The organism is Maritalea mobilis (assembly GCF_019800885.1).
In the GTDB taxonomy this organism is placed as follows: domain Bacteria; phylum Pseudomonadota; class Alphaproteobacteria; order Rhodobacterales; family Rhodobacteraceae; genus Roseibacterium; species Roseibacterium beibuensis.
In genome coordinates this window covers 210,102-230,834 of record NZ_JAHVKE010000002.1, presented here as the reverse complement: position 1 = coordinate 230,834, position 20,733 = coordinate 210,102, and the positions used below count along the sequence as shown (strand labels likewise).

Sequence of the window (20,733 nt, the reverse complement as noted above, 5' to 3'; positions counted from 1 at the left end):
AGGTAAGAAGGATCGGCTGACATGGCCATCACCCCGCCTTTCGCGTTGTTCGTTGGGCCGACGAAGTCGGGCACAACGTGGATACACGCGTATCTCGAATGGCGCGGCGACGTCGCTTTGCCGTCAGCGATGAAGGAGACCTTCTTTTTCGACAAGGTCTACGAGCGCGGGTTTGACTGGTACACGGGGTTGTTTCCGCCCGAGACCGACACACGTCTGCGCGTCGAAGTGGCGCCTTCGCTGTTCCACAAACCCATTGCTTGCGTACGCGTCAAAACGCATGTGCCCGATGCCAAGATCATCTGCACGGTTCGCGACCCGTTCGACCGCGCCGTGTCCCATTTTTTTCACTACCGGCAAAGGGGTGCCCCGCGGTCGAGTTTGAAAGAGATGGCAGAAACCTATCCAGACATAATCGAAGCTGGTCTTTACGCCCAACACGCCCCGCGTTGGGAGGCCGCGTTCGGGGCAGGCCGTTTTCACCTGATGTCATACAAGCTGTTGCGTGACGATCCTGAAAGCTTTTGCCGCGAGCTCTGCCAGATCCTGGATCTTGAATACCGCCCGCCCCCGGCGTCACTGACCGATCAGCAGGTCAATTCGGCGAAGGTACCGCGTAACCTTTTCCTGGCGCGCATGGTTCAGGGCACGTTGACTCGTCTTCGGCGTCACGGTGCGCATAAAGTCGTTTCGCTGTTAAAGCACACCCAGATCAAGAAATGGCTCTACTCTCGCGGAGAGTCACTTGCAGAAGAACGGGCTGAGATCAGAGCGCAAGCCGCGTCGTTTTCGCCCGCCCTGACAGCGGACTGGTCGGCGTTTCAAAGTCAAAACTCGCTGTCCGGCGTACAAAAGGCACAGTAGGCCGGTCATACCAATGGCAGGCATATGGGCTGGATAAGACTGCTGCGCAGACCGCCCATGGATGCGTCTCAACGCCGAGATCGGACCGGTCGTACTTTTGGTGAAGTCTTCCGCGATTGCCGCGATGCGCGTGTTTGGTCACAGCGCGGTTAGAACAGCCGAGGATTTGTTGACTTGATGCAGGACACAACGCAAAACTGTCCGAGTATGCTGCAAGACAGCAATTGATTGTTTCTGAAATATTTTTCGCCAGTGATCAATTCGAAACGGTGACCATGGAGCGCGACCGATGAGCAGATCGGAGGAAGATTTGCCGAGCTCTCAGGGGTCGCCGCCAAAGCCGCCAAAAGAGGAATTGACGGGCCGCACCCTCAAGAATTTCTTTTGGATGTTCGCGGGCGGTAGCGCGGAAGCGGTCCTGAAAATCGTCGTGGTACTGATCCTTGCGCGGTTGCTTCTTCCGGAGGAGTTCGGCGTTGTCAGTGCCGCCTTGACGGTGGTCGCCCTTGCCGAAGTCATGGGGCGGATCGGCGTTGCCCCCTCGATCATTCAGGTCAAGACCCTGACCGACGACCATATTGCGACCGGGTTCACCACGACCCTGGCCTCCGGCATCCTGATGACGGTCGCGTTCTTTTTCCTCGCCGGCCAGATCGCTGATCTGTACCGGATGCCCGACCTGAAGATCATCGTTCAGGTGTTTTCCCTTCTGTTCGTCATCAAGGGGGCCGGACTTGTCAGCGAGGCGCTACTGCAACGCAAAATGCGGTTCCCCGAACTGGCCGTCATACGCTTGTCCAGTTATCTGTTCGGCTACGCCATTGTGGCGATTGTGCTGGCGTTTCTGGATTTCGGTCCATGGGCGCTTGTTTGGGCACAACTCGCCCAGACACTCCTGTCGACCGTGCTGTTTCTGCGCCTTGCCTGGGACGGGATCGCCATTGGCTTCAAATGGTCGACCTTTGTGACCATGATCCGCTTTGGTCTTGGCGTCACGCTGACCCAGATCGGCAACTACGCTTCACAGAACGCCGATTTCTTCGTCGTGGGCCGCTGGCTCGGGGCCGAGGCGCTTGGCTACTATTCCAGATCATACCTGCTGCTTCAGCAAGGTGCCCAACTGGTGGGCCGCATGGGCGACCAGGTTCTGTTTCCAACCCTCGCCACCATTCAGGACGACCGTTCACGGCTTGAGCGCGCGCTGAACCGGGCGCTCGCCCTGACGGCGATGACGCAGATTCCCCTGACCGCGCTTTTGGTTGTGGCCGGCCCCGAAATCGTCCTGACTCTTCTGGGGCCGCAATGGGAACGCGCGGTGCTGCCCTTTCAGATCCTGATCTCGGTGCTGCTCTTCAGAACCGGGTACAAGTTCGTCGGCTCCATCTTGCGAGCTGCGGGAAGGGTCTACATCGCCGCGCTTTGGCAATGGAGCCACGCACTCGCCGTCATTCTAGGTGCCTTGATCGGGCAACAGTTCGACCTTGAAGGCGTTGCCGTGGGCGTGTCGCTGGCCATCGCCTTTTGTTATTTCTCCGGCCTTTTCCTTGTCAGGCATTTCATCAACGTCAGCGGCCGCGACAGCCTTCGGCGCTTGTTTGGCTACATCATCCTCGGACTTGCTTTCACCGCGTTGCTTGTCGCGTCCAAGATGGTGCTTGCGCCTGTCGGCTTGGGGAACCTCTGGATGCTCGTGATCCTGTTCTCCGAGTTCTTCGTCGTTTATCTTTTGCTGTTCACCTTCGCGCCAAAGATGTTTGGCCGCGAGGGAGAGATCTTGAAAGAGCAGGTTCTCAACCGAATTCGTCGTCGCCGCGCGAAAAACTGAGGAAGACCGCGATGCCCGCATTCCATATTGGTGAGAAACGGATCCTCTTTATCCACATACCCAAATCTGGGGGGACATCCATCAACGCTTGGTTGACCTCTCTGTCCGAACAGAGCTTGTATCAGAAGCACCGCCCGAAAGCGTTTCCTTGCGTTCCGCAACACTTCCATGGGGCCCTTCTGGACACGCTATTCGCGCCGGGATTCTTCGACTACAGCTTTTGCGTCACCCGCAACCCGTATGCACGCATCCTGAGTGAATATAACTATCGCATCACCCGACCGAGGCTGAAAAATCGGATCCTCCCGAAACCGTCCTTCGATCGGTGGCTCAGCACGGCCTTCGCCGGTTTCGCCCGTGACCCTTACATGCATTCCAACCACATCCGGCCCCAGCACGAGTTCCTGATCGACGGAACAGAGGTTTTCAAGCTGGAGGACGGTCTCGATACCCTGCGTGCGAAGCTGGCTGAACTGACGGGCATCGCATTGGATGCAGAAGTTCCAAGAAAGAACCCCTCGATCAAATCCGTCACAACGATATCCGAGGATGCAGCGGAAAAAATCTACCGCTTCTACGAGACGGATTTCGAACAATTTGGATATGCGAAAGACAGCTGGCAGTCGCTGTAAGCGTCTTTATCAACGACGGCGCAATCGCCGTCCCGTCCAATGAAACCGCCCGCTGGTTTCCACACCGTTCACCAGAACGTTCTCCAGTTCGAGGGTCCCGGCCGTCCCGGTGACAAGCCTTTCACGCTCGTCATAGGAAATCTCGCCGCCTTCGATCCTGAGATGAGAATCCGGCGTTCCATCGGCCCCAGCGCCGAACCGGATCGGTGACATGTCCCCCGCCGAAATCAGCGAACAGTTCCGGGCCGTCAGATTGCCGGCCACCCACAGGCACGATCCATCGTTATGGGGGCGCGTGACAGGTTCGGACATCACGCAATTCTCGATCAGATTGTCTGGATGATGGCTCCAGATACGGATGCCAAGCTTGCAACGCTCTGTCCGGCAGTTCGCCATGTAGACATGCTCGGATTTCAGGTCGAACCCGCCGTCGCCCATGTCCGCCGCATAGCAATCCTCGATGCGGACATTCCGGGTCTCCTCCTCAAGGACAAGGCCATCCCCCTGGATATAGGTCGAGCCGCGCTCCTCGGCCGCAAGGCTGTTGACCGCCTTTTCAAGGCGCAGGTTCCGGAAGGACAGGTCGGCACCGCTTTTGACGCTGATGATCTGACAGACGGCACCACCACCACCGTCCACGAAGTCGGCATCCAGGTCGAGATCACGGAACTCGGCCTCGAACAGATCATGAAAACGGGCAAACCCGCGGATCATGCCGAGCGCGGAACAGCGTTCGACCAAGAGGCCACGCACCGATGTCCCCTGCTCGGTTTCGATGACGCGGCCCACATTGACCGCGTGAATATCGGCAAAGGAAAGGTTCTGGATCTCGCCGCCGGTGTCGAGATTGAAGAAACCATTTCCGCCGGATCGAAGATAGGACGGCCCGGAGATGTTTAGGTTCGAGCTGTTCTCCTGAAACACGACAAAGGGGGCGCCGCCAACGTCCGGTCGCTCTCCCGGTCTGGTCTCGTTGCCGATCATCTGAAAGACAGGGGCCTCACCGGCATGGTCGGGCTGGTGAAACGCCTCTCCCTCGCGCAACACGCCGAAGTGAAGCGACACGGCCTCGGTCGGCGTGCCGGAAACTGCCCAACGCAGTTGCTGTCCCGACCATGGGTGCGGTGTTTCCTCCTCGGGCAAGCCTACGAAAATGGATTGGCCCGGGCGCGCCGATGCTGCCAACCGGTTCAGGCGGGACAACGGCAGGGCGTTGTTCCAGTCGCGACCATCTGCTTCGCCACTTGCTCTTAACGACACATGCACCGCGTCGTCAGTAGGCTGTGCCCGCACCGGCCCCGGCAGTGCAGCCGCAGAGGCCATAAGACCGAACAGCACAGTGCGGCGGTTCAAAACCGCCCCTACCCCTGCGCCCAAGGCATCACGGGGTGTCGAGCTGGACACGGTCGTTTTCATGGGACTGATTGTAAATCTCGACTGTTTGATGGGCAATTGACGTCCAGTTGAACGCAGGATCCAGCGGCTGCGCGGGAATGTCATCTGCATCATCCGCCAAGCGCGATGCCAACGCATCAACATCTCTGACCGGGAAATAATGCTCGGGCGAAAGGCCGAGATCGAGATTGGGTTGAATATCGCTCAGCAATAGGGGTGCACCAAGGGCCCAGGCCTCAAGCGCCGCGATGGGTAGCCCCTCGTGATGCGACGGAAGGATGAACATCTTCGCATTGGCCAGAAGCTGCGCCACCTTGGCCTGGGGCAAAGCGCCGGTGAGGATGACCTCGGGGTGCGCAATTTCGCTCAACATCCGGTCATGATCCGAATTGCTGTGGCCGCCCACGATCACCAGCGGCGTGCGTATGCCAGATTTCTTGTGCGCGCGGATCAGATCGGCAAAGCCTTTCTCCGGCACCAGGCGACCAACCGTCATCATGTAGCCTTCGGGTTCCAATCCGAATTCGCTCAGGGTCGAGGGGCCGTTAGCAGCCAAGGCACGTCCGACGATGTGATCGGCACCATTGGGGATATAATCGATCTGTTCGGCCTTCGCGGGATAGTCCCGGCGCAAACGCTCGGCCAGTGTTGGCGACACCGCGATCGTGCGGCAGGCACTCGCGACGCCGATCCGTTCGCCCAGGCGCAAAACCGACCGGGCAAAGGCGTTCCACTTGTCGCGTCGGAAATCGTCACCGTGATGTGTCAGGATGACCGGCATCCCAAGGAGACGGGCCAACGGGGCCAGAAGGCCTGGGCCGATCGCATGGATGTGGACGCAGTCCGCATGTTGCGAGAACCGGGCGCGCAGGATTGCCACAAGGCTATTCGACAGCGTTTCGAGATAGGTGTTGCGCATGGCATAGGCCGGCACAACCTCGATGCCCACGCTGGTGCGATAAGGAATGTCGCCGATATAGGGCTTTCGTCCGAAAACGACGATGTCCAGATCGGGGCGTTCGCGCTTCATCCGATCGTAGAGGTTTTCGCAATGCGTCTCGATCCCGCCGGAAACGTCCGGAATGCCACGTAAACCAATGACGCAGACCTTCATGTCGGGGTTCCTTCCGTTATCAGCGCGTCATCGCCGGATGGGGACAGCCACGGGTGAAGCGTCGCGCAATCGGTAGGCGCGGGCAAGGCGTCGCAAATCTGGGAAAATAGTGTTTCGCATTTGGAAACGGTCAAAGCTTGGGGCTCGGCATGCCAGAGCGGAAAAGCTCCGGGAGCAAGATTTTGGCCGCCTGCTGTTTGCGAATCGGCGTCAAAATCCTGAAGGAAAGATATTGTTTCCGTAGCGGAAACAGTCATCAAAACGGGCATTAGGGCGTCATCATTGGCGTCAGGAATAGGAAAACCGGCAATTTCTTGCCTTTCAAAATCGACCATAAGTCATTGTATTTCAATATTTTTACCCCTTCAAACATCACGTTTAAGCCTCATCCAGGATGCCACATTGCTGCCGTTTTCCATCTATAGCATCCTCCTTATCAACCTTTCGTTAACTCGGAGGCGTTACTGAGAGGATGTACGAGGTGCGAAAAGGGTAGGGGAAAGAACAGAAGATGTATGAGAACCAAAACATAATCGAAGCAGAACTGTTCAACGACGACTCCGGGTCAAAACGCCCCGAATGGGAGGGAGCTGACCGCTCGGTGCTCATTGCGCGAAACCTTATGTTCTGGAGCTCTGCCGCGATCAGCTGCGGCGCCATCTACTTCGTGCTGTCGGCCATTACCTGACATCCCCCGAAAACACCTGCTTCGGCTGGTATCCGTCACCTGTGTTGGAAACCTCTGAAGGCCGGGTCAGTATCCGGATCCCCGGAAAAACTCTTTCCAGAAGGTCTGTGCCGTGATCTTCACATCCAAAAGCAGAGACTGCCGCCGGATGTACTCCAAATCGTAGTCGAGCCGCTTGCGCGCAGCATGTGCGGTCGAGGTTTCCCCCCTGAACCCGTTCACCTGGGCAAGGCCCGTAAGCCCCGGCTTTACCACGTGTCGGGCCATGTAGCGCGGATCGAACTCCTCGTAGAGCATTCCGTTGGCAAGCATCCCGGGAACATGCGGGCGCGGACCGACAACCGACATCTCTCCCTTCAGAATGTTGAAGATCTGCGGCAGCTCATCGAAGCTGGTTTTCCGCAACAAACGCCCGATCTTCGTCACCCTCGGATCGTTCTTGGTGGTCTGCGCAACCCCGCTGACGTCGCACTGATCGGTGCGCATCGTGCGGAATTTGTAGATTTTGAACAGGTCACCGTTCAAGCCGTAGCGGTCCTGTCGAAAAAAGACCGGGCCCGGGCTACTCAGTTTAATGAGCACCGCAAAGACGGCGAAAAGTGGCAAAAGCAAGACAAGTGCAACCGTTCCGACGAGCAGATCGAACGATCTCGACAGAACACGATACCCCAAGTCGTTACGCGGCAGATGGATGGGATGATGACGGCGCTCTGACGGGCTCAACACCCTCTGACGCAGCACCCCATCTCCGGCCATGCCGATTTCGGCACGACCACCGATACTAGAAAAGTTACTGACTTCATTAGAATATTTCATGGCAGCCTCGCAGCATCGGAAAGTGCGACTGAATGGTGTGCCTTCCCGAGAAATGAACGATTAAAAAGGTTGCCCCCACTATGGCATAGCATACGACCATCGCAACATGCCGGAAAATACAACCTATCATTGGTGTTGACGGACAAATTCGGCCCAAGATATGCCCAAGTTCTGCCTTTTTTTTCACCGAGCGCCCAAGTTTTGCCCAGAATGGAGTCTCTTGAGGCCCGAATCGCGTGACGTGTCTGGCATGTGCCGCGGCCTTGGTCCGTGGTTGGGCCGCGTTTATTGAAAAGATCCGGTTGGCCTTGGGTGGCGTATGTTTTTCTGTTCCGGCAAGTTGCCGTGGTGTATCCAGCGTATCAAAAGATTTGGACAAGAGCTTCCATGTGGAGACCAATGATTATGCGTAGTTTTTTATCAATCTCTTCCCTTCTTGCGACTTTGCTCACCCTCCCCACCGCCGCGCTTGCGTACGATGACCTACCCTTTTGCAATGAGGGTACGATCGGCGTCGAATGTATCGAGACCTTCTCGGAGGCCGGCCCCTGGGAGATCGTCGAGGTCGTTCCGCCGGTGGGCAGCCAGAACGCCTTGGTCATGTCGTCGCTATCCTTCCAGGATCTGCCCGGCATCTTCGCACGCTCCGCGCCGGCCGAATTGGTCCTGTCCTGTCTCGAGAACACGACCCAGTTCGAAGTGAGGTTCGGCGAGAACTTCATGTCCGATGTCGGCGACTACGGCACACTGATTTACAAGATCGATGACGAAGCGCCGGTATCGCTCGAGGCCGACGTATCCGCGAACAACCGTGCGCTTGGTCTTTTCACCGGGGCCGAGGCCATCCCGCTGATCCGCGGCCTGTTCGAACATGAAAGGCTGTTGGTCAGCGCCACATCCTTCACCGGAAGAACCCTCAACGCGAGCTTTTCCATCGAAGGCCTCGAAACGGCGATCGAGCCGCTTAGGACACTCTGCAACTGGTAGGTTTCACACCCTGAACAAGGCATCGCTTTTCGTGGATTGGTTTGACCACGGGGCAACCGGATTTGGAAATCGTTAGGAGGATTTCATGAAGATCACCATGATCGGCACGGGCTACGTTGGGCTCGTTTCTGGTGTTTGTTTTTCGGATTTCGGACATGACGTGATCTGCGTCGACAAGGATCCGCGCAAGATCGAGATGCTGAACGCGGGCCAGGTCCCGATCTTCGAGCCGGGTCTGGACACCTTGATGGAGAAGAACGTCGAGGCCGGGCGCCTCTCCTTCACCACCGATCTGGCCACTGCCGTGGACGGGGCCGATGCCGTGTTCATCGCCGTGGGCACGCCCACGCGGCGCGGCGATGGCCATGCCGACCTGACCTACGTGATGGCCGCCGCCGAAGAGGTCGCCAAGGCCCTGACCGGCTATGCGGTGATCGTGACGAAATCGACCGTTCCCGTCGGCACGAACCGCAAGGTCAAGCAAGTCGTCGCCAAGGCCAACCCCGAGGCAGAATTCGACGTCGCCTCGAACCCCGAATTCCTGCGCGAAGGGGCGGCCATCGACGACTTCATGCGCCCGGACCGTGTCGTCGTCGGGGTGCAAAGCGAACGCGCCAGCGAGGTCATGGCCGAGATCTACCGCCCGCTGTTCCTGCGTGAGTTCCCGATCATCACGACCGACCTCGAGTCGGCAGAGATGATCAAATACGCCGCCAATGCCTTCCTTGCCACGAAGATCACCTTCATCAACGAAATCGCCGCCCTGTGCGAACGTGTCGGCGCAGACGTCAAGGAAGTGTCCAAGGGCATGGGCCTCGACAATCGGATCGGCAACAAGTTCCTGCATGCCGGGCCGGGCTATGGCGGGTCGTGCTTCCCCAAGGACACCAGCGCACTGGCCCGGATCGGGCAGGATCATTCCGTTCCCATGCAGATCACCGAGACGGTCATTCGTGTGAACGAGGACGTGAAGCACCGGATGATCGAGAAGCTGCGCGACCTGTGTGACGGGTCGTTCAACGGCAAGACGATTGCAGTCTTGGGCGTCACCTTCAAACCCAACACCGACGACATGCGCGATGCCCCCAGCCTGACGATTGTGCCGTCACTGGTTGGCGGCGGGGCGAAGGTTCGTGTTGTAGATCCCCAGGGTCAGCGCGAAGGCGAAGACCTGCTGCCGGGTGTGCAGTGGATGGACGACCCCTACAAGGCGGCGAACAAGGCCGATGTCGTGGTCCTGCTGACAGAGTGGAACGAGTTCCGCGCCCTCGATCTCAAGAAGATGGCCAAGAAGATGACCACCGCCCGCATGGCGGACCTGAGAAACATCTATTCCCCGCGCGACGCCAAGCGCGCCGGGTTCGAGGCCTATGTTGGCGTCGGAAGATAACGTTCCGTAACCAAACGAAAAATTGAACCAGTCATCACGGCCGCGCGACTGTTTTACACGCGGCCGTGCGCTTGGTGCGCGGGTTCGCCCAATATGTTCATTTTCGCACCAAAATAACGAATAGTTCCTTCCAGCGTGTGTTGAAACAGGGCCCGGAAGCCATCAATTCATCTCCACCGACGGACGATACCGTCACCAACGTGAGAAACGCGGTCTTGATCAACGAGGCCCGTTGCAAAGGAGATTGAAAATGAAACGCACCGTCATCGCTACCGCCATCATCGCCGCCGTCGCCGCTCCGGCCTTCGCGCAAGACCAAAGCGAAGCCCTCTCGACCGCGATCGAAATTTACAACGAAAGCGTCGACACCAACGCCGAGCGCATCAACAACGTCCAACGTGGCGCGCAGGTCAAGATTGGCGAAAACAGTGCACTTCGTACCGCTGTTGAAATCGCAAACAGCAGTGCGGACACGCCCTCTGACCGTATCAGCACCGACACTGTCACGGTGTTCCCGAGCGAACCCGCCTATGCAGCCGACACGATCGCTCGCATCCGCGCCGAAGCCGACAACTAAGTCCGTGGTGCTAATCTAACGCTTCCGCAAACGCCTCGCCTGTCTTTCAGGCGGGGCGTTTTGTTGTCCGCCGCCAAGGCCAGGTCTTCAAAGCAATCCGGCGCGCAGGCAGTCGTGGAGATGGAGGATACCGAGGGGGCGCCTGTCGGAATCGACAACGAAAAGGGCCGTGATCTTGTTTTCCGACATCATGGCCAATGCTTCGGAGGCAAGCATATCAGGCCCAATGCAGCGCGGATTCTGCGTTGCGACCTCACCGGCGGACCGATCCATAAGATTGGAAATATTGCGCCGAAGGTCACCGTCCGAAATGACACCGGCCAGTTTTTCGGACTCCGTTACGCCAGCGATTCCAAAGCCTTTTTCGCTCATCACCACCAGCGTTTCGGCCATGGACTCGGTCGCCGGAACAAGCGGGAGCCGTTCGGTCCCGTGCATCAACTGCGAAACCTTCGCCAATTGCGCCCCCAGCTTTCCGCCCGGGTGAAAGGTATGGAATTGCTCGGCAAGAAAACCGCGGCGCTCCATAACGGCGACGGCCAGGGCATCACCCAGAGCCAGCGTCAGGGTGGTCGATGTGGTAGGCGCCATGCCGAGGCTGCAGGCTTCGGGCTCGGGCGGCAAAAGCAATTTGAAATCCGCTGCCTGCATGAGCGTGGACCCGGCCCGGCCTGAAATCGCGATCAACGGGATGGAAAACCGGGTGACATGGGCCACGATATCCCGCAGCTCCGAGGTTTCGCCCGAATTCGAGATGAGGATCGCCAGATCCCCCGGTGTGACCATTCCCAGATCGCCGTGGCTGGCCTCGGCGGGGTGGACGAAGGCAGATGGTGTGCCCGTTGACGCGAAGGTCGAGCTGATTTTGCGGGCGATGTGACCGGATTTCCCAATACCCGATAGGATGACGCGCCCCTTCGTATCGAGCACGGCCTGCACCGCATCGGCGAAATCTTCTGGAAGGCTGTCGGCCATCGCGGTGACGGCGCGACCCTCGGTCTGCAAAACGCGCCGAGCGGTGGCGCGGATCATGTCGGAGACATCCTGTTTCATGGGCGTCCCATAGCCCAAGCGAACAGGCTTGGCGAGGGTGGTGCTTTCGCTGATGCGTCCGGGCTGGCAAGAAGACGCATGACACAGGAGGACCCCCATGAACCGTCGATTCGGACCTGTCCCTGATCGGGAGATCCGCTTTGCGCCGCGGCCCGGTGTTTATGCCATCATCGATGCTGGCGACGGACTTCTGGCCACGTTCCAGGAAGAACCTCGCGCGGAACTGCAACTGCCCGGCGGCGGGATCGATCCTGGCGAAGCGCCCTTGGTCGCCCTTGCACGGGAAGTGCGTGAAGAAACCGGGTATTCCATTGCCGCACCGCGTCGATTGGGGATGTTCCACCGGTACACTTTCATGCCGGAATACGGCTACCACGCGCACAAGCAGTGCCATGTCTATGTCGCCCGATTGGGTCGCAGGCATTCACCGCCGACCGAACCCGGGCACAGCGCGGTTTTCCTGCCGTGGACTGTCGCCCTGTCCGAACTGGACGTCTCCGGCGATCGGCATTTCGTAGCGCAATGGCTGCAAATCCGTGGTCAACGCCGCTAGGTCGGCGGACCATGATAGTCGAGCACGAGCGCAGAGGCGTCATCCTCGAACCCGGGCGCGGTGGCAAAGGCCCGCAGATCCGATTTGAGACATTCCAGGAATTCCGCGCCTGTTGCCCTGCGGTGCTTGCGGCTCAACTCGATCAGCCCCGCTTCGCCCAGCATGGTCCCATCGGGCGCGCTGCATTCGGTCAGGCCATCGGTGTAGAAAATCAGCCGGTCGCCCGGCATCAGGCGTTCGCGATCGACCTGATAGGTTGCATCCCGCACCAGACCGATCGGCAGACCGCCTTTGCCCAAGGTCTGAACGCTGCCATCGGCGCGAATGAGGATCGGGTGGGGATGGCCCGCCTGCACGAAGCTGAACTGCCCGGTCATCACATCCAACATCCCCAGAACCAGCGTGAGATAACGATCGCCGGTCAGTTCCTCGAGCATCAGCGCGTTCAGCCGCGTTGCGACAAAATCCGGTGGAAGGGCGCGAAATACGCCGCCGCCCAAGCCGGACAATGCGATGTTCTGCTCGGGGGCCCGACCCGAGAGCATACCGGCGACCCGTGCCCCGATCATCGCAGAGGCCACGCCGTGGCCGGACACGTCGATGCTGTGGACACCGATCATGCCGCGAGATGCCTCGAACCAACCAACCATGTCGCCCCCGACATGGCCCGACGACTCCAGCCAAAGCGACAAGTCCACACCCGGCAAGCTCCGGCTCGTGTCCGGCAGAAAGGACAGCTGCAAGCGGCGCGCTTCCTCGAGGTCGACATCGATGGCGTCGTAAAGCGTCTGGATCTCGGACAAGGCGCGGCCGAGTTGATGGTTTTTGTCCACAAGGGCGCGCTGCATCGCGACGATTCTCGCACCGGCATTCAGGCGCGCGCGCAATTCGGAAGGGTGGAGCGGTTTGCTGAGGAAATCATCGGCACCTGCGGCCAGACCTTCGGCCAAAGCATCCTCCGCCGATTTCGACGTCAGCAGGATGACATAGGCATACCCCTCGCGCCCCGAGGCCCGCAGGCGGCGGCAGAATTCCGGACCCGTCATGCCAGGCATCATCCAGTCGCAAATGACCATCCCGACGCGCGCGTCGCGGGCAAGGTCCAACGCCTCGGCCGGATCGCCCGATGACCAAGGCTCCATGCCCCATCGCTTCAGCAAGGCACAAAGCATTCCCCTTTGCGCGGCGCTGTCGTCGAGAACAAGAATCGTGCCGCCCACCCCGTCTGCCAGCGGCGGGACGGGAAAGGCATTGGCATAAGTCCGTTCCGAAATTTCGGGATACATCGCCCCTCACTTGTGCGACCAACTGGCAGACATTGACGCATCCTAGGCCGGGCGATCTTAAGGCCCGGTAAACGCTCGAAATCGCAACATCGCGGCATCCGCGTTTAAGAATTCCTCAACCTACGCCTGATACTGTCCCAAGCGTGGGGAAGGAGATATTGATGAGTTTGATTGATTGGGGCCGCCTCGCGACCCTGCGCGAAGATATCGGTCCGGAAAGCTTCGACGACATCGCAATGATGTTCGTCACCGAGATACAAGACACCCTTGATCGTTTTACACCGGGGTCGGAGACCGCAGCGGATTTCCACTTTCTGAAGGGAAGCGCAGCGAACATGGGTCTATTAGCGATGGTCGAGGCCTGCGCCCGCGCCGAAGAAACCTGTGACGCCGGATTCACAGCAGATATCGAAGACGTCAAAGCCGTCTTTCTTCAATCACTTGCGGAACTGGAAACCCGAATGCCGTCACAGATCGCGGCGGCGTAGCCGATTCAGATCAGGAAATCGGCCAGAACCTCGTCATCTGTAACATCGCGGAAAGCGAATCCGCGGGCGTTCACCCGTTCGAACAAGACGGGGAAGTTCGCTGCGTCGCCGGTTTCGATGCCGATCAGGACCGAGCCGAAATTGCGGCTGTTCTTCTTGAGGTATTCGAACCGGGTGATGTTGTCGTCGGCGCCCAGAAGGTCGAGGAAATCACGCAATGCGCCGGGCCGCTGCGGCAAGCGCAGGATGAAGTATTTCTTCACGCCCTGCCAATTCATGGCGCGTTCCTTGACCTCGGGGAGGCGCTCGAAATCGAAATTGCCGCCCGAGGTCACGCAGACGACCGTCTGCCCGGCGATCTGGTCGCGCACATCATCCAACACATCGACGGCCAGTGCGCCGGCAGGCTCTAGCACGATCCCTTCGCCGTTCAGCATCTCTTGTATCGTTACGCAGATACGATTCTCGGGCGCCAGAAGGACATCGGCGGGCGCAACCGATTTCAACACGTCGAACGTGCGGTCCCCGATGCGTGCAACGGCGGCCCCGTCCACGAATGTATCGGTGATCGGGATGGTCTGCGGCGCGCCAATCCGCAGGGCTGCCGTCAGGCTTGGTCCACCCACCGGCTCGACCAGCGTGAACTTGGTCCGGGCGCCAACCGCGTTGAAATACGAAATCATCCCGGCAGACAGGCCACCCCCGCCCACAGGCAGGATCAACCGGTCCGGCGCGTCCCCCATGTCGTCCAGCAACTCGACGGCGACAGATGCCTGCCCCTCGATCACGTCGGGGTCATCGAAGGGCGACAGGAAATGCGCGCCGGTCGACTCGCAATGGGCCTTGGCCGCCGCCAGCGTGTCGTCGAAGAAATCGCCGACCAACTCGATGGTGACGGCATCCCCGCCGAAACGCCGGGTCTTCATGATCTTCTGCTCGGGCGTCGTCACCGGCATGAAGATCGTGCCCTCGACCCCGAAATGCGCACAGACAAAGGCGACGCCCTGCGCATGGTTGCCCGCACTGGCACAGACGAATTTGCGTTTCTCGGGCGTCGCGGCCAACACCTTGCGCATGGCGTTGAACGCGCCCCGGATCTTGTAGGATCGGACGGGGCTCAGATCTTCGCGCTTGAGCCAGATATCGGCCCCGAAACGCTCGCTCAGATGCGCGTTGCGCTGAAGCGGCGTGGGCGGAAACAGGTCGCGCAGGGCCTCGGTGGCGGCGCGGGCGGCATCGGAAAACTGGGTCATGTCACGGGCGTGCCCCAACGCGGGCGCGCTGTCCAGACTCAGTGTAGCTGCCGACCCTCGACGAGGTTGCCATAAAGCGTGGTCATCAAGGCAAGGTTCACGAGAAGTTGCAGCCACGAAATCACGGCGGACACGAGAACGGCCACGATCCCGACTCCGAAGAGAACCAGCACCGCTTGCGACAACAACCCGCCAACCAACGCGATCACGATGATCGGCAACAGGATCTGGCCCGAAACGGGCCCCGTTACCTGCCAGCTTTCGCCGATGGACAGCGGAGCGTCGATGGCTGCGGCCGGAAGGACAAGGCCCACACGCGTGCCCACCCAGCTGATCCCGATGATCAGACCGATCCCGAGGATCAAACCGGCCCCGAAACCGGGCAGGATCATCACGACGAGGCCGATGATGATCGTCATCGCGATCATCGCCCCCACAAGGATCAGGCCCACCTGCAAAGCACGAATGAAATAGCGCCCGTTGCTGGAGCCGTGCCACGACGGGATGGGGCCGTTCGCATATTCCTCGAGCAAGACGAACCGATGCCATGCCACCGCTGCCCAGACCCAGGCGACGACGCTCAGGATCGCGCCGACCAGCGCCAGCAGCCAATTGACCTCGGGCATTTGCTGGGCATTCGGGTTGGAGGGGTCGAAACCGGGCCCGCCTGTCATCAGGTCGGTGTTCGTCACGGCCAGAAAGATCGTGGGGGCCATGGCCAACAGCAGCGTCAACTGCGCGGCCTGCCCGAGATTGCCGAAGACCTGCCGCACGGCGTGGCGCAGCAACTGATACCCATAGTCCATCTCGACCTCCACTCACCTTGCCCCGCCCCTGAAAACCCGGTATCGCCCCGTCGGTCAATGACGAAAGCCTGACGGAGCCCTCCCATGTCCGCACCCAAGAAGGTCGTGCTTGCCTATTCCGGCGGTCTCGACACCTCGATCATCCTGAAATGGTTGCAAACCGAGTATGGCTGCGAGGTGGTGACCTTCACCGCCGACCTCGGCCAGGGCGAAGAGCTTGAGCCGGCGCGCAAGAAAGCCGAGATGCTGGGCGTCAGCGAGATTTATATCGAGGACCTGCGCGAGGAATTCGTCCGCGATTTCGTCTTCCCCATGTTCCGGGCAAACGCAGTCTACGAGGGGCTGTACCTGCTGGGCACCTCGATCGCACGGCCGCTGATCTCCAAGCGGCTGGTCGAGATCGCCGAGGAAACCGGCGCGGATGCCGTCAGCCACGGCGCGACTGGCAAGGGCAATGACCAGGTCCGGTTCGAACTGGCGGCCTATGCGTTGAACCCCGAGATCAAGGTGATCGCCCCGTGGCGCGAATGGGACCTGACCAGCCGCACGCGTCTGCTCGACTTCGCCGAGAAGAACCAGATCCCGATCGCCAAGGACAAGCGCGGGGAAGCGCCCTTCTCGGTCGACGCGAACCTGCTGCACACCTCGTCCGAGGGGAAAGTGCTGGAAGACCCGGCCGAGATGGCACCGGATTACGTTTACCAGCGCACGGATGATCCGGTGACCGCCCCGGACGAGCCGGAATACATCGAGATCAGTTTCGAAAAGGGTGACGCGGTCGCGATCAATGGCGAGGCGATGTCGCCCGCGACGATCCTGACCACGCTGAACGCCTACGGCAAGAAGCATGGCATCGGACGACTGGATTTCGTTGAAAACCGGTTTGTCGGCATGAAATCGCGCGGCATCTACGAAACACCGGGCGGCGATATCCTTTTGGAGGCACATCGTGGGATCGAGCAGATCACGCTCGATAGTGGTGCCGGCCACCTGAAAGACTCGATCATGCCGCGCTACGCGGAGCTGATCTATAACGGCTTCTGGTTCAGCCCCGAGCGCGAAATGCTCCAGGCCCTGATCGACAAGAGCCAGGAACACGTCACCGGCACGGTCAAACTGATGCTGTTCAAGGGCTCCGCGCGCACCGTGGCGCGCTGGTCGGATCACAGCCTGTATTCCGAAGCACATGTGACCTTCGAGGAAGACGCCGGCGCCTACGACCAGAAGGACGCGCAGGGGTTCATCCAGCTCAATGCGCTTCGCCTGAAGCTCCTCGCTGCGCGGAACCGGCGCCTGGGCGGGAAGTGACCTGAGTGAACGGGCAGCCGGATTGCCCGGCCACCCGTAATGACGGATCAGATCAACGGGCGCCGCTGGCGCCCGTTTGCCGTTGCTGGGTTATTGGCCCGCGACCGCCACGGCGAACCCGGTCACACCGCCCATGCCCAGATCGGCCAACATCTCGGCTGCGCCACTTTCCAGGTCGATCGAATAAAGGCCCGCGGTCTCGGCGCCTTCCATCTGAAGGATCGCATAGGCCATGTTCTCTCCCTCGGCGGGCGAGGCGATGTCGAAGCCGCCCATCGGTGCCAGATCGACAGCCATCCCGTCCACCGTCACCTCGGCAATGGTCGCCAGCATGCCGGCGTTGTTGGCAAGACTGACCAACGAGTCGGTCTCGGCATCGAGGGCGTATTGAAAGGTCTCGGACGCAGTCATGCCGTTGATCGCGTTGGTGTAGGCGTTGGCGAAGACCATCGGCGTTGTGCCAGCGTTCGCGTCGCCGTCTTCATAGGCCAGCGTCGTGAAACGGCGCACCGAATTCGCGCGCTCATCATTGTCGCCGAACCCGTCCGGGAAATAGACAAGGTTGTCACCCGCCGTCGAAACCGCGCGCACGGCGTCGATCGCGTTGTTGAAATCGAACCCGACCATTGCGTCATCGTCGATCATGGCGTCATCCATGAAGGACGCGCTCAGATCCGACATCATACCCGTCATCGGGTCGATCGTGTAGATCATGCCTGCGCCGAAGCCGAGCAAATCACCGGTCACGGGACGGTAAGCGATGGCAGCAACTGCGTTATCCAGGTCCTGCGACATGGCGGTGGCCGGATCCGCCAGATCGGGCATGACGACCACGGATGCACCGTCATTCGCCAAGGCGTAGCCGGTCAGGGTCGGACCGCCGGAATGGGCTTCGCCATAAACCGCTTGGGTGAACAGAACCGGGATCATCGGCATCGCGCTGATCATCAGCAACTTCTTGAACATCTTAGCCTCCAAGATTGGACTGTTTTCCCGGCCTTTTTGGCCGAGCTGACAGGAACCACGAGGGAGGCGCGGCCGGAGTTTCACATCCGCCGAAAAAAATCAAAGAGAGGCGGCGAGGCGTGTGCCCTGATCGATGGCGCGCTTGGCATCGAGTTCGGCCGCCACATCGGCCCCACCGATGACATGGCAGGCAATCCCTTCTGCATCCAGCGCATCGGCAAGGCTGCGCTCGACGACCTGCCCGGCGCAGAGCACGATGGTATCGACCTCGATCAGGGTCGGGTTCACGTGGTCCGGGCCAAAGCTGACATGCAAGCCGTCCGCATCGATCTTTTCGTAGTTCACGCCCGGCATCATCTTGACGTTCTTCATCTTGAGGCTGGCGCGATGGATCCAGCCAGTCGTTTTGCCTAACCTCTTTCCAGGCTTTTCCGGTTTTCGTTGCAGAAGCACGACCTGTCGCGCCGCTGGCGCGGGGTGCGCACCATCCGGGGCAAGGCCGCCGCGATGTTCCTCGGGGTCCGATACACCCCATTCCTTGCGCCACAGCTCGGGGTTCTCGGTCGGACTTTCATCGCCCTCGACAAGGTACTCGGCCACATCAAACCCGATCCCGCCGGCACCGATGATGGCCACGCGCGTCCCGACGGGTGCCTTGCCCGCCAAGACATCAATATAGGACAGCACGTTCGGCCCGTCCTGACCGGGGATCTCCGGGTTACGCGGGTTGACCCCGGTCGCCACGATCACCTCGTCGAAGTCACGCAGGTCATCGGGCGACGGTGCCGTCGACAACCGCAGGTCGATGCCGCGACGGTCGATCATCGTTTCGAACCAATGGACGAGGCCGTGGAACTCTTCCTTGCCCGGGATTTCACGGGCCATGTTCAGTTGCCCACCCACCCGGTCGGCCTTGTCGAACAGGGTCACCGCATGGCCGCGCTCGGCCGCGGTCAGGGCCGCCGCGACACCGGCCGCCCCGGCCCCGACAATCGCCACTCTTTTGGGCTCATCTGTCGGGCGGATCTGCAACTCCGTTTCATGACAGGCGCGCGGATTCACGAGGCAGGACGTCAACTTGCCCGAGAAAGTATGATCAAGGCACGCCTGGTTGCAGGCGATGCAGGGCGCGATTTCATTCGCGCGGCCTGCGGCGGCCTTGGCCACGAAATCGGGATCGGCGAGGAACGGGCGCGCCATCGACACCATGTCGGCGCAGCCCTCGGCCAGAACCTCCTCCGCGACATCCGGCATATTGATGCGGTTGGAGGTGATGATCGGGATACCAACCTTGCCCATCAGCTTTTTTGTCACCCAGGCGAAGGCCTTGCGCGGCACGCTTGTCGCGATGGTGGGAATGCGCGCCTCGTGCCAGCCGATACCGGTATTCAGGATCGTGGCACCCGCCTCTTCGATCGCTTTGGCAAGTTGAACGACCTCGGCATGTGTCGATCCGCCGGGAACAAGGTCGATCATGCTCAGGCGGAAGATGATGATGAAATCCGGGCCAACCGCCTCGCGCGCGCGGCGCACCACCTCGACCGGCAAACGCATCCGGTTCTCGTAGGGTCCACCCCAACGGTCGGTCCGTTTGTTGGTGTGGGTGACGAGGAACTGGTTGAGGAAATACCCTTCGGAGCCCATGATCTCGACCCCGTCATATCCAGCCTCTCGGGCGCGGACAGCCGCCGTGACGATATCGGCGATCTGTTTCTCGATGCCCTCTTCGTCCAATTCCTTCGGCGGGAAGGGGGAGATCGGCGACTTGATCGCGCTGGGGGCCACGCAATCGGGCGAATAGGCATAACGGCCGGCATGCAGGATCTGCATCGCGATACGCCCGCCAGCGTCATGCACGGCATCGGTCACGATCCGATGGTTCGCGATGTCCTGCTCGGTGAACAGCCCCGCCGCGCCGGGAAACACGCCGCCTTCCTTGTTGGGGGCCATGCCGCCTGTCACGATCAGGCCAGCCCCGCCGCGCGCCCGTTCCGCGTAGAATGTGGCCACGCGCGGCCAATCCTTCGTCTCTTCAAGGCCCGTGTGCATGGACCCCATGAGCACGCGATTCTTCAGGGTGACAAAACCCAGGTCAAGCGGGGCCAGCATGTGCGGATAAAGCGTTTCAGGCATTGGCGGTTCCTCCCGCCCGGCAGGTAATCGCGCGGAGAGCCGTCTGTCATCCCCTACGCGGCGTCACGGGCATCCGGGCCTTTTAATGAGAGCCGATCGCCTCTCCCCAAAACTCGCGCTTGAACATTCCGCCAAGGGCTTCGATCCAGGATGCAGGCGGCAAATCGAGAACGGATGTGACCACGACAATGGCGACGGCAGCGACCGCGATCAGGACTTCGACCGTGTGTCCCTTGCGCGTGGCCGAGCCGAAGAGGAGCGTTTTGTATACCGCGATGTGAACCCAGAAGTGCCAGACCACGAAGCCGACGAACAACAGGCTGGTCGTGGTATGCAGGGTTTCCCATTGCCCGCGCGTCAGGCCCACCCAATGCCAGTCGATTGCGCTTGCCAGCCGACCTTGCGGCGCGATGTACATCGCGATGCCGCTAAGCGCGGCCACAAGAACGGAAAGCGACACACCGAAGAGCGCCGCCGCGCGTCCGGAAAAGGGCGGCCGGCTGCGGGAACGCTCGGCGGCGTGCTCGTTTTCGTGAGAGTCGGTCATCTTGAGGCTCCGTTTTCCAACGGGCAGGTCCGATGCGTGGGTTGGGTCAACC

General features: G+C 60.3%; 21 protein-coding genes. 10 read left to right on the top strand and 11 right to left on the bottom strand.

The annotated features are described in order from the left end of the window. The first annotated feature begins 21 nt into the window (after positions 1-21). The 3 genes from KUV65_RS09865 (at position 22) to KUV65_RS09855 (ending at position 3,321) form a co-directional block, all read left to right on the top strand. Positions 22-864 (top strand): sulfotransferase domain-containing protein, encoded by an 843-nt coding sequence (locus KUV65_RS09865; protein ID WP_222190097.1) that lies wholly within the window; start codon positions 22-24, stop codon positions 862-864. Positions 865-1,219: 355 nt separating this feature from the next. Continuing rightward, positions 1,220-2,689, top strand: coding sequence for a lipopolysaccharide biosynthesis protein (locus KUV65_RS09860; protein WP_222190095.1), 1,470 nt, complete (start codon positions 1,220-1,222; stop codon positions 2,687-2,689). Between the two features lie 11 nt (positions 2,690-2,700). Beyond that, on the top strand, positions 2,701-3,321 hold the full coding sequence (locus KUV65_RS09855; RefSeq protein ID WP_222190093.1) for a sulfotransferase family 2 domain-containing protein: 621 nt from the start codon (positions 2,701-2,703) through the stop codon (positions 3,319-3,321). Positions 3,322-3,330: 9 nt separating this feature from the next. Here the strand turns inward: KUV65_RS09855 and KUV65_RS09850 are convergent, their stop codons facing one another. Genes KUV65_RS09850 through KUV65_RS09840 form a run of 3 tightly spaced genes read right to left on the bottom strand, consistent with a single transcriptional unit; the run spans position 3,331 to position 6,165 of the window. Next, positions 3,331-4,737 (bottom strand): right-handed parallel beta-helix repeat-containing protein, encoded by a 1,407-nt coding sequence (locus tag KUV65_RS09850; RefSeq protein ID WP_222190091.1) that lies wholly within the window; start codon positions 4,735-4,737, stop codon positions 3,331-3,333. Then, positions 4,703-5,830 carry a glycosyltransferase family 4 protein gene (locus KUV65_RS09845; protein ID WP_222190089.1) on the bottom strand — a complete coding sequence of 376 codons (1,128 nt, stop codon included), beginning with the start codon at positions 5,828-5,830 and terminating at the stop codon, positions 4,703-4,705. The genes KUV65_RS09850 and KUV65_RS09845 overlap by 35 nt, the downstream gene beginning before the upstream one ends. Continuing rightward, positions 5,827-6,165, bottom strand: coding sequence for a hypothetical protein (locus tag KUV65_RS09840; RefSeq protein WP_222190086.1), 339 nt, complete (start codon positions 6,163-6,165; stop codon positions 5,827-5,829). Before KUV65_RS09840 ends, KUV65_RS09845 begins: the two co-directional genes overlap by 4 nt. Positions 6,166-6,341: 176 nt before the next feature. Between KUV65_RS09840 and KUV65_RS09835 the strand changes: the two genes are divergently transcribed. Then, the gene (locus tag KUV65_RS09835) at positions 6,342-6,518 is read left to right on the top strand and encodes a hypothetical protein (RefSeq protein ID WP_222190085.1); all 177 of its coding nucleotides are present in this window, start codon (positions 6,342-6,344) and stop codon (positions 6,516-6,518) included. 66 nt (positions 6,519-6,584) lie between these two features. Here KUV65_RS09835 and KUV65_RS09830 read toward each other — a convergent pair whose 3' ends face one another. Further along, positions 6,585-7,334, bottom strand: a complete 750-nt coding sequence (locus KUV65_RS09830; RefSeq protein WP_261331733.1) for a sugar transferase — start codon at positions 7,332-7,334, stop codon at positions 6,585-6,587. 444 nt (positions 7,335-7,778) lie between these two features. Here KUV65_RS09830 and KUV65_RS09825 point away from each other — a divergent pair, with 444 nt between their 5' ends. The 3 genes from KUV65_RS09825 to KUV65_RS09815 all read left to right on the top strand — a co-directional run bounded on the left by KUV65_RS09825 (position 7,779) and on the right by KUV65_RS09815 (position 10,288). Then, positions 7,779-8,321, top strand: a complete 543-nt coding sequence (locus KUV65_RS09825; protein WP_222190084.1) for a type VI secretion system-associated protein TagO — start codon at positions 7,779-7,781, stop codon at positions 8,319-8,321. Between the two features lie 85 nt (positions 8,322-8,406). Then, positions 8,407-9,711: a UDP-glucose dehydrogenase family protein gene (locus KUV65_RS09820; RefSeq protein WP_222190083.1), complete on the top strand. Its 1,305-nt coding sequence runs from the start codon at positions 8,407-8,409 to the stop codon at positions 9,709-9,711. Positions 9,712-9,961: 250 nt separating this feature from the next. Further along, positions 9,962-10,288, top strand: coding sequence for a hypothetical protein (locus KUV65_RS09815; RefSeq protein WP_222190082.1), 327 nt, complete (start codon positions 9,962-9,964; stop codon positions 10,286-10,288). Positions 10,289-10,375: 87 nt separating this feature from the next. Here KUV65_RS09815 and KUV65_RS09810 read toward each other — a convergent pair whose 3' ends face one another. Further along, positions 10,376-11,341: a KpsF/GutQ family sugar-phosphate isomerase gene (locus KUV65_RS09810; RefSeq protein ID WP_222190081.1), complete on the bottom strand. Its 966-nt coding sequence runs from the start codon at positions 11,339-11,341 to the stop codon at positions 10,376-10,378. Between the two features lie 97 nt (positions 11,342-11,438). Between KUV65_RS09810 and KUV65_RS09805 the strand changes: the two genes are divergently transcribed. Then, positions 11,439-11,894 carry an NUDIX domain-containing protein gene (locus tag KUV65_RS09805; protein ID WP_222190080.1) on the top strand — a complete coding sequence of 152 codons (456 nt, stop codon included), beginning with the start codon at positions 11,439-11,441 and terminating at the stop codon, positions 11,892-11,894. On the opposite strand, the gene KUV65_RS09800 is transcribed toward KUV65_RS09805, so the two are convergent. Then, positions 11,891-13,180: a PP2C family protein-serine/threonine phosphatase gene (locus tag KUV65_RS09800; protein ID WP_222190079.1), complete on the bottom strand. Its 1,290-nt coding sequence runs from the start codon at positions 13,178-13,180 to the stop codon at positions 11,891-11,893. The genes KUV65_RS09805 and KUV65_RS09800 overlap by 4 nt on opposite strands. Positions 13,181-13,341: 161 nt before the next feature. Here KUV65_RS09800 and KUV65_RS09795 point away from each other — a divergent pair, with 161 nt between their 5' ends. After that, on the top strand, positions 13,342-13,668 hold the full coding sequence (locus KUV65_RS09795) for an Hpt domain-containing protein (protein WP_222190078.1): 327 nt from the start codon (positions 13,342-13,344) through the stop codon (positions 13,666-13,668). Positions 13,669-13,673: 5 nt separating this feature from the next. Here the strand turns inward: KUV65_RS09795 and ilvA are convergent, their stop codons facing one another. Both ilvA and KUV65_RS09785 read right to left on the bottom strand, forming a co-directional pair. After that, a complete protein-coding gene (ilvA, locus tag KUV65_RS09790; protein ID WP_222190076.1) occupies positions 13,674-14,921 on the bottom strand; it encodes a threonine ammonia-lyase IlvA in 1,248 nt (415 codons plus the stop codon). A 38-nt stretch (positions 14,922-14,959) separates the two neighbouring features. Beyond that, positions 14,960-15,727, bottom strand: a complete 768-nt coding sequence (locus KUV65_RS09785) for a hypothetical protein (RefSeq protein WP_222190069.1) — start codon at positions 15,725-15,727, stop codon at positions 14,960-14,962. An 84-nt stretch (positions 15,728-15,811) separates the two neighbouring features. Here KUV65_RS09785 and KUV65_RS09780 point away from each other — a divergent pair, with 84 nt between their 5' ends. Then, the gene (locus tag KUV65_RS09780; protein ID WP_222190068.1) at positions 15,812-17,035 is read left to right on the top strand and encodes an argininosuccinate synthase; all 1,224 of its coding nucleotides are present in this window, start codon (positions 15,812-15,814) and stop codon (positions 17,033-17,035) included. A gap of 90 nt (positions 17,036-17,125) precedes the next feature. Here KUV65_RS09780 and KUV65_RS09775 read toward each other — a convergent pair whose 3' ends face one another. From KUV65_RS09775 to KUV65_RS09765, 3 genes are all read right to left on the bottom strand, one after another. Beyond that, positions 17,126-18,001, bottom strand: a complete 876-nt coding sequence (locus tag KUV65_RS09775) for a DUF4394 domain-containing protein (protein ID WP_222190067.1) — start codon at positions 17,999-18,001, stop codon at positions 17,126-17,128. Between the two features lie 99 nt (positions 18,002-18,100). Beyond that, positions 18,101-20,134, bottom strand: a complete 2,034-nt coding sequence (locus KUV65_RS09770) for an NADPH-dependent 2,4-dienoyl-CoA reductase (protein ID WP_222190066.1) — start codon at positions 20,132-20,134, stop codon at positions 18,101-18,103. 82 nt (positions 20,135-20,216) lie between these two features. Further along, positions 20,217-20,681, bottom strand: coding sequence for a DUF4405 domain-containing protein (locus KUV65_RS09765; protein ID WP_222190065.1), 465 nt, complete (start codon positions 20,679-20,681; stop codon positions 20,217-20,219). Between the last annotated feature and the right edge of the window lie 52 nt (positions 20,682-20,733).